The 11,611-nt window shown below is 51.0% G+C and carries 7 protein-coding genes; 4 read left to right on the plus strand and 3 right to left on the minus strand.

Annotated features, from left to right (window positions below; genetic code table 11):
• The first annotated feature begins 184 nt into the window (after positions 1-184).
• The 4 genes from V2154_RS12240 to V2154_RS12255 all read left to right on the plus strand — a co-directional run bounded on the left by V2154_RS12240 (position 185) and on the right by V2154_RS12255 (position 4,822).
• Positions 185-1,906 carry a sensor domain-containing diguanylate cyclase gene (locus tag V2154_RS12240; RefSeq protein WP_353502477.1) on the plus strand — a complete coding sequence of 574 codons (1,722 nt, stop codon included), beginning with the start codon at positions 185-187 and terminating at the stop codon, positions 1,904-1,906.
• 271 nt (positions 1,907-2,177) lie between these two features.
• A complete protein-coding gene (locus V2154_RS12245) occupies positions 2,178-2,984 on the plus strand; it encodes a carboxylesterase family protein (RefSeq protein ID WP_353502478.1) in 807 nt (268 codons plus the stop codon).
• Between the two features lie 77 nt (positions 2,985-3,061).
• Entirely contained in the window at positions 3,062-4,411 is a 1,350-nt protein-coding gene (locus tag V2154_RS12250) for a carbohydrate porin (RefSeq protein WP_437342033.1), read from the plus strand.
• Between the two features lie 168 nt (positions 4,412-4,579).
• Positions 4,580-4,822 carry a DUF1480 family protein gene (locus tag V2154_RS12255; RefSeq protein WP_034791239.1) on the plus strand — a complete coding sequence of 81 codons (243 nt, stop codon included), beginning with the start codon at positions 4,580-4,582 and terminating at the stop codon, positions 4,820-4,822.
• A 69-nt stretch (positions 4,823-4,891) separates the two neighbouring features.
• On the opposite strand, the gene V2154_RS12260 is transcribed toward V2154_RS12255, so the two are convergent.
• Genes V2154_RS12260 through V2154_RS12270 form a run of 3 tightly spaced genes read right to left on the minus strand, consistent with a single transcriptional unit; the run spans position 4,892 to position 10,876 of the window.
• Entirely contained in the window at positions 4,892-5,281 is a 390-nt protein-coding gene (locus V2154_RS12260; RefSeq protein ID WP_353503988.1) for an ASCH domain-containing protein, read from the minus strand.
• Positions 5,282-5,327: 46 nt separating this feature from the next.
• Positions 5,328-8,297 (minus strand): WG repeat-containing protein, encoded by a 2,970-nt coding sequence (locus V2154_RS12265; RefSeq protein WP_353502480.1) that lies wholly within the window; start codon positions 8,295-8,297, stop codon positions 5,328-5,330.
• Entirely contained in the window at positions 8,294-10,876 is a 2,583-nt protein-coding gene (locus V2154_RS12270; RefSeq protein ID WP_353502481.1) for a WG repeat-containing protein, read from the minus strand. Before V2154_RS12270 ends, V2154_RS12265 begins: the two co-directional genes overlap by 4 nt.
• Between the last annotated feature and the right edge of the window lie 735 nt (positions 10,877-11,611).

Below are 11,611 nucleotides of genomic sequence, written 5' to 3' on the forward strand. Positions count from 1 at the left end.
ACAATTAACTTATTTGATTGACGGGCTTACGTATATCCTCAATTTTTTGTTGGAATTAGTAGTAGGAATATTCCTAATCAGGCATGTATTATTGCGCTCATGAATGACACTTCTGGAAATATTATTTCCAGATATGAAGCATATAGCCCGTGTCGAGTAAAGTTTTGCCAGTCGGAGAAGTATCATGGCGGATGAAATACAGTTCCAGTCAGCAGAAGGTCATCTTCTGCGAGAAATGGCCAGCCTTCGCGATATCATTGACAACAACTCTGACTGGATCTGGGAAGTCGATACTCAAGGCAGATACGTTTTTTCCTCGAATAAATGCCAAGAGTTCCTCGGCGTGCCGCCTGAACATGTGTTGGGTAAAACGCCTTTTGACTTCATGCCGGCCGACGAGGCCATCCGCGTCAGCGCGCAGTTTGCCGCGATTGCCGCTCGCCGCGCCCCTTTCGGCGGCTTGCTGAATAGAAATATTCGCGCCGACGGCAGTGAAATCATTCTTGAGAGTAGCGGCATACCGCTGTTTGATTCAGCAGGTGAATTCCGCGGCTATCGCGGCATCGACCGCAACCTGACCAATCTCGATCAAGCCCCCGGACAGCGCCTATTCCAGCTGGAAACTATTTATTCCAACGCCCCCGTTGGCCTGTGCTTTATCGATTTGCAGATGCGTTATGTGACGGTCAATGACGCAATGGCTAACATCATTGGCCTGCAGCCTTATGAGGCCATTGGCCGCCGAGTCGGCGTGTTTCTGCCGGGTCTTGCCCCTTTGCTGACCAACGCGCTTGAGTTGGCTCAGCGCAATGAGGCTACGCCCGACCGCGAGTTCTCGCTGCCCGGCAACAATCAGATTTTCTTTGTAAGAATTAAAGCGGCTTATGATGTCCAGAATCAGCTGAGCGGCCTTTCCGTCGCCATGACGGATATCACCAGCCTGAAACGCATGGAGCGCGCGCTGCGTGAGAGCCAAGAGCATTATCGCAACATGGTGGAGCTGAACCCACAGATCCCATGGACCGCCGACCCTTCCGGCCTGCTTAATGACGTCAGTTCGCGCTTCCAGCGCATTACGGGCATGACGCGACAGGATATTCTGGCGGATAAATGGATCCAGAGTATGCACATTGAAGACCGCCGAAGCGCAGTGCAAACCTGGGAACAGTGCCTGAAAACGGGTGCGCCGCTGGATATCGAAGTGCGGTTTTGTCATGTCGATCGCGGCTGGAACTGGATGCGCATCCGCGCGGCGGCAAGCTATGCGCCCGATGGCTCCATTCAACGCTGGTACGGCACGGCAGAAGACGTTCACGAACGTAAACTGCTGGAGCTGAAACTGGTGAAAGCCAATCGTCGATTGGAAATCCAGGCCCGCACCGATCCTTTAACCAAACTGCCTAATCGCCGCGAATTTAAAAAAGTGCTCAGCCACGAGTACATGCGCGCTAAACGTAACAATAGCCCGCTGACGGTGGTGATGATTGATATCGACTACTTTAAGAATTTCAATGACCACTATGGCCATTTGTCCGGTGACGCCTGTCTGCGACTGGTTGCCCGCACCCTGCGAAAAGCGCTGAAACGCAATACGGATGTGATCACCCGTTTTGGCGGCGAAGAGTTTGCAGCTATCTTGCCGGATACCGATTTAAAAGGCGCATGGATCGTGGCGCGTCAAATCATGGAAGCCATTGAAACGCTTGGCATTAAGCATAGCTTCAGCGAGTTCAATCGCGTCACCATTAGTCAGGGTATTGCTACGTTTACGCCACGGGAAAACCCGGACATTGACGATCAATCGGATATCGTCAGCGCGGCAGACCAAGCCCTCTATATTTCCAAAAATAATGGCCGCAACCAAATTAACGCCATGCCTATCTCTGCTCGCCATAACCTCCTTTAATTAACAGATAAAAGTGTGACTCTATCAGAGATATATTTTGTCGAATGAGTCACACTTCCGCCTCATTACATTCATCTTGAATTGCCAATATAATAAAAGTAGTGATACCGTCCTCGCGTAGAAAATGGATTGTTACTGCAAACGCAGGCAAAACCTAAACCTCATGAATTATTCATTAAAAGAATAAATTCGTGGTTTAGGTTTTTTTTTGCATTTAACACCACCGTTCTTTCAATTATATATTTTTACATATACATCAGGGATGCAGCATATGAATAAATTATTTATTACCTCAACCTCTATGGCTCTTTTACTATTAGCTTTACCACCCTGTCAGGCTCAAGGATGGGAAAAGGGTAACTTTCATTCTGAGAAAATAGATCTGCCTTATCAGCTTTATACTCCCGAAAAGACCTCCCCTTTATTGCCCTTAGTGATCTATTTACACGGTACCGGGCAGGCAGGCACTGATAATCAAGCGCAACTTTATCAAGGGGAAAATATTGGGCCAGATTATTTCACCAGCCCCGCCAACCAGTCACTGCAGGCCACCTACGTGTTAGCCCCACAAACCCCGATGGCCATCCGCTGGGCCAGCACCACTTTGGCCGAGTATGACTTTATGAAAACGCCGATCACTGCCTCGATGGAAAATTTATTGGCGCTAATTGATAAAACCGTTGCCCAGTATCCCATCGATAAAAACCGGATTTATTTGGCAGGCCTGTCCCGTGGCGGTCAAGGCGTTTGGTATGCGGCATTGCTACGCCCCGAATATTTCGCCGCTATCGTCCCAATTGCCGGAGCAGGCAGCCCGGAGTATGCGCGGAAATTAATTAAATTGCCGGTCTGGGTATTTCACGGCACCGACGATCAAGTTACCGATGTGAATTACAGCCGCAGTATGGTTGATAGCATAATTAAACTCGGGGGCAGCACGCGCTATATCCGTTACAGCGAAATAGAGGGCGGCGATCACCAATCCTCTTGGTTAACCGCCCATCAAAATAGTGATTTATGGCAGTGGATGTCTAAGCAAAATAAAAGCAATCACACTTCACCCGTTATTACTAAGTAACAGAGTCGACTAATAAGGAGAGCCGTATGTATCTAAGGACGCATAAATTAAATGCTTTTGTACTTTGTATGACCTTCATGAATCCACTTTGTTATGCGGATGATAATGAAATTCCGGCAATTGAAGATAAAGCCGCCAAGCCCTGGGCTTCGAAAACGCTAGGTTTTGAACCTTCTCCACAGGAGGGACTGCTAGGGGATTGGCTGGGGGTGAAACCTGCATTGAAAGACCACGGATTCAAATACACCCTCGGCTACCTGAGTCAAAGCGCCTACAACATTGATGGCGGCTATGACCAAAGCGGCAAGCTGGCGTATATCGACCAGTTCTGGCTGATGTTCAAACAGGATTTAGAAGCCTTAACCGGCATTCCGGACGCCACCATTGACGGCAACATTGTTAACCGCAACCACGACTCCAACCTTACCCGCGATCGTACTCAGGACCCGCGCAGCGGCTTTACCGATATTGCTCAGGAAAGCTGGGGCGGCGGTTCGATCACGCGTCTTGGCTGGCTGACCTTTAGCCGAAGCTTTATGGACCGTAAACTCAGCTGGCGGGTTGGCTTAATGAATAAGCAGCTCGATTTCGATCAAATCATTCCCTGCGATTTTCAAACTCTCGGGCTATGTGGTGGCAAGTCCGCCAGTGGCGGCATGTGGTACAACTGGAATGTTCACTACTGGGGCACCTCGCTTAAGTACAAGTTTGATAGCGGCATTACGCTGAAAACCGGTTTGTATGAACAAAACCCCGAAACCAATAGCCGGGGCCATGCCTGGAGTATCTCGACCACCGGCAGCCGTGGGGTGGTAGTCCCACTGGAAGTCGAATGGCGTACGCGGGCCATCAACCAACTCCCCGGTGCCTACAATCTCGGGGTTATTTACACCAATGCCGGCCAGAGAGATCTCTATAAAGGCAAAAATGGCGGCCCCGGCGCTACCGATCCCGATGGCTATGATGAGATCCAGCAGAACTGGTATCTCTATGCAGGCCTTAACCAGCAAGTTACCCAGCACGAAAGTGATGCAGACCGCGGTATGAGCGTCTACGCCAGCCTTGGCCTTGCCGATCAACGCGCCTTGCCGATGCACTACAAAACCTCAGTGGGTTTGCGTTATCGCGGGCTATTTGATGCTCGCCCAGAAGATATGATTGGTTTGGGTATTGGGCGTTATGTCCCAGGGGACCGTCTGAAAGACAATCGCCGCTACCTTAACCAACTGAGCGGCGTCACGGATGTGAACTCGCCACAATATCGTCCAGTACCGGGCGTTTCGCTAACGGGTGAGGTTTTTTATCGCTGGAAACCTATTCAATGGCTTGAGCTGCAACCCGGCGTGCAGTATTGGCACAATCCGGGCGGCGTTAAGCAGACCTCTGACGCGTGGATCGGTGCCTTAAAAGCCGTGGCCTACTTCTGATCTCCCCTTCCCTCAGGCCAGCAATCTGCTGGCCTGATTTGGTTTAATTTCCCCGAGCTAGAAAATTCTTATGGCGCTTTCAATCCGCTCAGCTATTCTCAATATATGGCCTCAACTGGTCATACCTCCTCTTGCGCATTCTAACCTTCACCAGTTAAGGAGTACCTTATGGGGAAATCAGTAATACGAATCGGTAGTTATGAAATAGATGACGCGCAGTTATCTACGCCTGAAGCCAAAGGCGGGGACAAGGTTTTCATTCCCTGTAAATCGGACCCGGATTTATGTATGCAGCTGGATGCCTGGGATGATCACACCAGCGTCCCAGCCATTCTCGATGGCCGACACTCGGTGCTGTATAAAGAAAAATACGATAAAGAAAAAGATGAATGGATTATGCGTCTTGAATAAAAAACATGGCGAACGGCATTCAGTTCGCCATGTTTCATTGTTAGAAGTCAGCGCTGTTACAGCTGATTATTAGAAGGTTTCCACCAACGCAAATTTCATTAATAACAATGGCATATTTGGTGAAAACAGATCGTACTCCTCAAAGAAACGCTGATGCTCTTTACGCCAGTAAGCCAGCGTTCTATCACCTTCGCCCTCCTCAAAAGCATGCTGCTCAGTGACTAAATCGAATGGCACCTGCTTCACTTCTGTCAACTTTACGGCACAAACCGGATTGTTACGGCCATCGACGACAACGAAGATTTCGCCCGCTTCTGGCTCCGGCTCATCATCAAGATTGGCGCAGGTTGCGGTCTTCACGCCATCGATAACTAGCTTCGCCATTGCGTCTGCCTGAGCCTCGGTATCGCCAAAAGACCAACGCTCTGCGGCTATGTATTTTTGTGGGATTTGAGGGATCATGTTTTATCCTTTTTCATTAAAGGGTGCGCGTTAAACGTACACATTATTTTTTACTTTCGGCTGCTGGAGCAGTGCAGGTATTGGGAAGCTCCGCTGGCCATTGGCGCGTGCTGCCTGCGCCGTACAACACGTGTATGCCACATTCAATATCCACCCGCGCCAAAGGTTTGCCACTGGTGTCTAGCATCATTGATGTATCACCGGTAGAAACAATGGCCACGCCGCTGTCGAAAGCAGAAACCGCGTCAAACACTGGAGGAATAACAAAGTGTCCCGCCGCGTTAATAAAGCCGTAGTGGTGGTCCACCTTGGCGAAGGCCAAATCATTTATCGGTAATCCAAGATCGGCATAGCTGACGTCAGGCAACACTTTACCCTGTCCATCAATCCACACCTTTTGTCCGTCGTCACGCGTCAGGACTGCACGACCATTGCTGATGACACTGGCTCTGCCCTGTACCGCCAAAGCTAACTTGCCGGTGTTATCAACATAGCGCGTAGTGGCAACATCATCCTGAGCATCATAAGAAATCGGCATATCGCTGGCTAACGGCCAGTGCCACTGCCCCGCAGGCATCTGCGCCACGCGGATACCCGCGTTATCAATCAGTTCGGTACCCTGCTCGCTGCTACGCAAAGCCCGGTCTTTCACAAAAGCAGAGCTTTCCGTCGTCAACGCGGGTTCGATTTGCCAAGCGCCCTGTGCCGACAGATAGCCCTCTTGCGGCTGGCGAGACAGCTTTATCCAGTCGCCCACGGCGGTGATTTGCGTCTGTTGCTCATGCAGTTCGACATTGGCCTGACTGCTCAGCAACCAAGACTGCCCGCCCGTCGCCGTCGCCAAAATGCGCCCATCTTTGAATTGCGTGACATCAAGCCCGGTGGTCGGAGCAATACGCTGCTTGATATCGGTCCCTATAATCGAGGCTAAAACCGAGGTTTCAGGTTGGTCAGCGACCACAGGCTCAGTAAGCAACCAGAGCGCGGGATTGATGCGCTCGGCTTTGGCATACTTAGCCTCAACCACCAGCTTACCGCTCTGATCAACTAGCCCCCACAGGCCGTTTGGCAATTGCACAGCGGCCTGCTGACCGGCGTAGGTATCGACATTTTTATAAGCTGGCGAAGAGATAACCTGCTGGCTGAGGACGTCGTAAATCCCCCAAAGAGCACCTTCAGATGCCGTCTCGCGGAAACGGAACCAGCCGTTACCGATAGACTCAAGCTCAAAGGCATCAGGCAGATTGAAATGCTTGCCGTTGGTATCAATGGCGGTCAGTTTGCCATTCAAAAAATCCAACGCGTAACCCTGTACGAATGGCGAGATATTGTCTTCGGTCAGCGGAACACGCACTTTCCCCTGCTCATCGACGATGCCGGTACCCTGCGCGGTTTTCACAATAAATTGCTGGGAAATATCACCTTTCGGGTCAGCAGTGACTTCGGCTGCGGCGGGCTGAATGTCCAGCCACTTGCTATCAATCTGCAATGAACCGTCGGCACGCATAAAGCCTGCGCCGGTTTTTGAAGAGGAGTCAGGGCGAATCAGGGCGATTGGCGCCGTCTCGGACGCGGCGTTACCGCGCAATGGCTCAAGACGGTAACCTTCCAGAGCAGAGTTGTTCTTCTGGCCAATTAGCGCCTTGCCGTTGCTATCCACGATATTGATAACTTTTCCCTGCTCGTTTTTAAGCCACAGGTTGCCGATAATTACGTCGCTGTCAGCAATTTGCCCAAGCCAGGCCACATTTTGCGCGCCGCCAATCATGCCGCCAGAGGCGGAGATAATGGCATTCACCTTCGGTGAGCCATCTTTGACGGTCAGCAGGAAATCCCCCGTATCTTGAATCAGCGGCACACTTCCCACAGGCAGGCTCAAGATGGCTTTTTTACCCGGCACATAGACGTCAACCGACTCTTTCCCCTGAGCCGACAGAACATAATTGCCCTGATAGATCAACGAATTCGCTTGCTGTTGATCAAAAGATGCCACCACCGCGCTGCTGTTATCCAACAGTTTTACGTCATCCGCCGTTTGTGCCAGCCAAAACTCTGGCGTCACGGCTTTAACGGAGAGATATTTTTGCGTATCCGTAGTGCCATCGGCGCGAATCAGCGTGATGCCATCATCGCCAGTCGCTAAGGCTAAACGCTGATTATTGGCATCTAACTGAATGTTTTTAAACTGAGGTTTAAGCCGCCACTCGAGGTTTTGATCTGCAATACCAAAGCCCTCAATGCCGCGCGCGATAAACAGCTGGTTTTTACCAAACGGCTGCAAAATTTCCATCTTATCGCTGGCAACGTGGCGCGACTCGTCGGGGGCGAGAAGCACTGTTTTATAGTCCAAACGCAGACGCGCAGGCTCACCATCGCTTAACGCCGCCGTATCCACCAAGTCATCTAGCGGCTGGCCGACTTGGCCACCTTTACGATCGATAATTTGCGCTTTGCCATTGACCTTCACGACGGCCAAACCTGACTGGGTAAAGTTCTCTGCCTGGTCGAAAGTCGGTTTGATTATCCAGTTACCGCTGGTGTCGATGAATCCCCATTTCCCCTCTTGTTCGACTTTCGCCGCACCAAAGTGGAAATCGCCAACACTATCGAACACCGGCTTAATAACCAGCTGGCCTTGAGCATCAAGGAAGCCCCAACGGTTGCCAGTTAGCGTGGCTGGCGAAGGCGAAGCGGCGGGCTGAGGTTCAGAGGCGGCAGGCGGGTTCGCAGCCCCCTCTGGCTGGGCCGGATTTTCGACTAAGAGCTGTTGGGCTGCGGGCAGTTGAACCGCCGCGCGACCTTCACGAACATTGCGAATGCAGAGATTTTGCGTTGCAGGCAAAGCGAGCTCTGCCAGATGCGAGGCATCCGCCGGGTTAGCGTCAGCAAAACAGGCATTACTTGGCTCGGCCATAGCCGGATAAGCAACCCCGACCATAGCCATCATACTGCCAGTATAAAACGCGCCGCGAATCGCCGCGCGCAGGGAAATACGGCCAACTCTGTCGGTCATTGACCACTCCCATTGGCGCAAGTCACCGGCTTCAGCGGCCAGAACTGGTGCCCTTTGGCATCAGTAATGATGCGCTGATTACAGTGCACTTCGAGCTGCGCCAGCACGTTTCCATTAGTATTAAGCAACTGCGCCTGACCTTTCATTCCTGCCCATGCACGCTTTTCACTAAAGTCTTCAGCCCATTCAAACTCAGGCACCACGGCAAAGCGCCCGGCCAGATTGATATAACCAAAGTTCGCACCATAGGTCGCCTGTTTCATGGCTTTCGCCAGGCCATCATTCATGCCGCCAATCTTGTCGAAATAGGAGCCGATCACTTTCTTGCCATTCGAGTCAATCAGGCCGAAAAGACCGTTAGTGTCTTTAAATGGCACCGTCCCTTCGCTGGCGTCGTTGACCTGCACGCTGCTTAGCCCTGGATAACGCTGAACTTCGTGACCTGAGTTATCAAACAGCACCGTTTCGCCGGTGGCATTATCATTGAGCACCAACCGTGCCATCGAGGAGAGAGGTTCAGCTGCTTCAAAGCCTTCGAGCGGCTCGCCACCCGAAGTATCAATCAGCATGACATGATTATCGCTGACGGCACTGGCCCAATCCTGTGGCTGAACAAAATTCAGCGCGGCGGAATAGAGAGGCTGAACTTGCCATTGGCCCTGACTATCAATGGCGCCGAAGCGCGGGCCAAATCCAAGCAGCACCCACTCGTTATCGATATTAACGGATGAAGGGATAATTGCCTTGCTAACCGCAGCGCGCCCATCGTTGTCGATTAAAGCAACACCGCCCTCGGCAGGCTGTACCAGCCAATGTTCTTTGCCCACGTTTAGCGGCTTACCAAGCAAGTTGCTGGCGACCGACTGTCCATTAGCGGCATTAAACAAGCTGAAATGCTGCTGAGTGTTCGCTGCATCATTCGGCTGGTCATCGTCGGAGATGCTAAACATGGCATCGCCAATATATTGTGGCTTGCCTGAGCGTTCTTGGTCAGGAGCAATCGCCCATTGGCCGGCGCGGTTAATCACGCCCCAGCCGCCATCGGCTCTTGCCACGGCATAACCCTCTTTAAAGTCATCGACTTCAAAGAACTGCGGTGCGGCTAATACACTTTTGCTTTGGATATCCCACAGGCCCCAGCGTCGGTCTTTACCTTCGCCTTCCGCCGTCAGCAGTACGCCGGAACTAATACGCTGACCGCTCTGCAAAATGTTGTCTGGCGCATCAATGACGTTGCCGTGACTATCGATAATGCGTTTGCTTTCAGGCTTATTGTCTTCAGTCGTCGCCCAGCTGTAATCACCGGTGAAAGGGGTAATTTGCGCGAAGGTTGGCTGAATCGCCCATTTGCCATCGGCATCAATGGCGCCCATTTTATGATTCTCGGTTTGCACCAACAGCGGCGCATGGCGAATATCGCCTTCAATGCTGGCCCACTGCGGATCGGAGAACACTTCGCCTTGCGACGTTAAGATCGCGACAGATTTTTTGGCGTCATTCGGTTTGAGCAGTGCCCAAGGTAACCCCTGTGCTTGTGCATTTTGCTCGCCATTACCATTGACTAACTCATGGGCACCTAAAGGCTGAACCTGATAATCACGCAGTGCATTCAGCACGGAATCCGCCAGAAGACCGACGCCATTACTGTTATAAACCTGCACAACTTGAGGCGTTTTACCCTCATTTTGGCTAACCCACAGGTTGCCATTTTGCAGCAGTAACTGCGGCTTGGTGGCTTTAACATTGACGATTTGATTCTGTGGGCCGATAAGGGTTACCCCTTTGCTGCCTTTAGCGACTAACCAGTCGCCCCAGTCTTGCAAGTCTTCAGCCTGATCGGCGGCAAGATCCTGAACTTTCTCCAGGGTACTGCTGAGCAGTTGATGACCGCCGTTATCAGTGGTGACTAACCAACTGCCTGATTTCAGGGCATGTACGGCTTTGTATTTTTCTTTGCTGACCGCAACGCCTTGTTTATCAAGGAATGCCCAATCAGTTTTATCTTTTACAGCAATAATATCGCCATTGAGCACCGGCGCATTGCGTGTTTTCAATACCATTGGATCAACGGCCCATTCGCCATTCTGATCAAGATATCCCCAGTAGCCGCTGTCGGCAGTATCACGCTTCTGAGCTGGAATCAGTCCTAACTGCGGCTCTTGAAGCGCCATCACGTCATCGGGTAATGCGAGGGATTTGCTAGTCTCAGCATTCCACAGCGCAGGGGGAACCTGAGTCTGAACGCTCGCCAGCGCCTGTCCTTTGACAAAACCTTCGCTGTCCAGCGATGCACCAAATGGCAGGGTCTGAATCACCGCGCCTTTGCGGTCAATCAGCGCCAGACGATTATCGATGACCACCAACGCAGTACCGGCGGCATTAAAATCCGTCGCGCGGGTAAAGCGAGGTTCAATCACCCAGTGGCCTTTCTTATCTATATAGCCAAAGAGATCGTCTTTCTTCGCCGCGGCAATATCATTAGAGAAGCCGCTGACTTCGCGGAACTGAGGTTCAATGACCATATGGCCGGTGAGATCAACATAACCCCACAGCCCTTGGGCATCGCGCGAGGCGCCCATCAAGACCGGAGATAAACCTTGTTGGAAAGGCAATTGGCACTTTTCAGCGGTTTTGGAATTACTGCACGCCCGCAACCAGGCATCGTCTGCGTGGGCCGGCAAGCTAAAAGTAACATTCAGAACTATCGCTAAGGCGCTGAAGTTTCTGAGATGTTTGAGTGTGTCGGAGCAAATCATCCGATTCCCTTATGACAAGATAATAAGAAAGTTTAGCGCACATAACCCTGATGATTTCGCTAGTGACGCGTTAAACGGTAAAAATCCGTGAATAATCAAGTTCAATGGTACTTACACGCTACGGCGTACAGGGTGTCAGCTTGTGAGATAAAAAGCAGCTATTTTATTGCCTCAACCCGCATGAATACACTTAATAACGGCACTTCTGCCTGAAAACTCAACGTTATTTTAGGATTTATTTTCGCGTTGCTTTTGCACATTTATGGATTGAACACTTCCCAGCTGAAAATGTGGACATAAAAACCTCTATTTACACCTTTCCAGCGTTCGGCGATGTGCAATTTCCTTCTGCACAATCGTAGAAAAAACCGCCACCGGCGTCTATCTCCGATTCACCCGTTTCCAAGAAACCTCGTAAAAAATATTAACCGTTACATCAGTTACATAGCGTTATTAGATTGAACATTCCAACAATTAAAAAAGAGTCGTAATAGCTCAGTTTACTTATTGCCATCCCCCCAACCAGACTGCATTCTGTATTTCGAGCATCACCGCCGT

It is taken from the genome of Ewingella sp. CoE-038-23 (genome assembly GCF_040419245.1).
Taxonomy (GTDB): Bacteria; Pseudomonadota; Gammaproteobacteria; order Enterobacterales; family Enterobacteriaceae; genus Ewingella; species Ewingella allii.

What these genes read in the sequence shown, in the direction of transcription:
- V2154_RS12240 (WP_353502477.1), top strand. Translation starts at nt 185, where the DNA reads ATGGCGGATGAAATACAGTTCCAGTCAGCAGAAGGTCATCTTCTGCGA.
- V2154_RS12245 (WP_353502478.1), top strand. Translation starts at nt 2,178, where the DNA reads ATGAATAAATTATTTATTACCTCAACCTCTATGGCTCTTTTACTATTA.
- V2154_RS12250 (WP_437342033.1), top strand. Translation starts at nt 3,062, where the DNA reads ATGAATCCACTTTGTTATGCGGATGATAATGAAATTCCGGCAATTGAA.
- V2154_RS12255 (WP_034791239.1), top strand. Translation starts at nt 4,580, where the DNA reads ATGGGGAAATCAGTAATACGAATCGGTAGTTATGAAATAGATGACGCG.
- V2154_RS12265 (WP_353502480.1), bottom strand. Translation starts at nt 8,297, where the DNA reads ATGACCGACAGAGTTGGCCGTATTTCCCTGCGCGCGGCGATTCGCGGC.
- V2154_RS12270 (WP_353502481.1), bottom strand. Translation starts at nt 10,876, where the DNA reads ATGGGCGCCTCGCGCGATGCCCAAGGGCTGTGGGGTTATGTTGATCTC.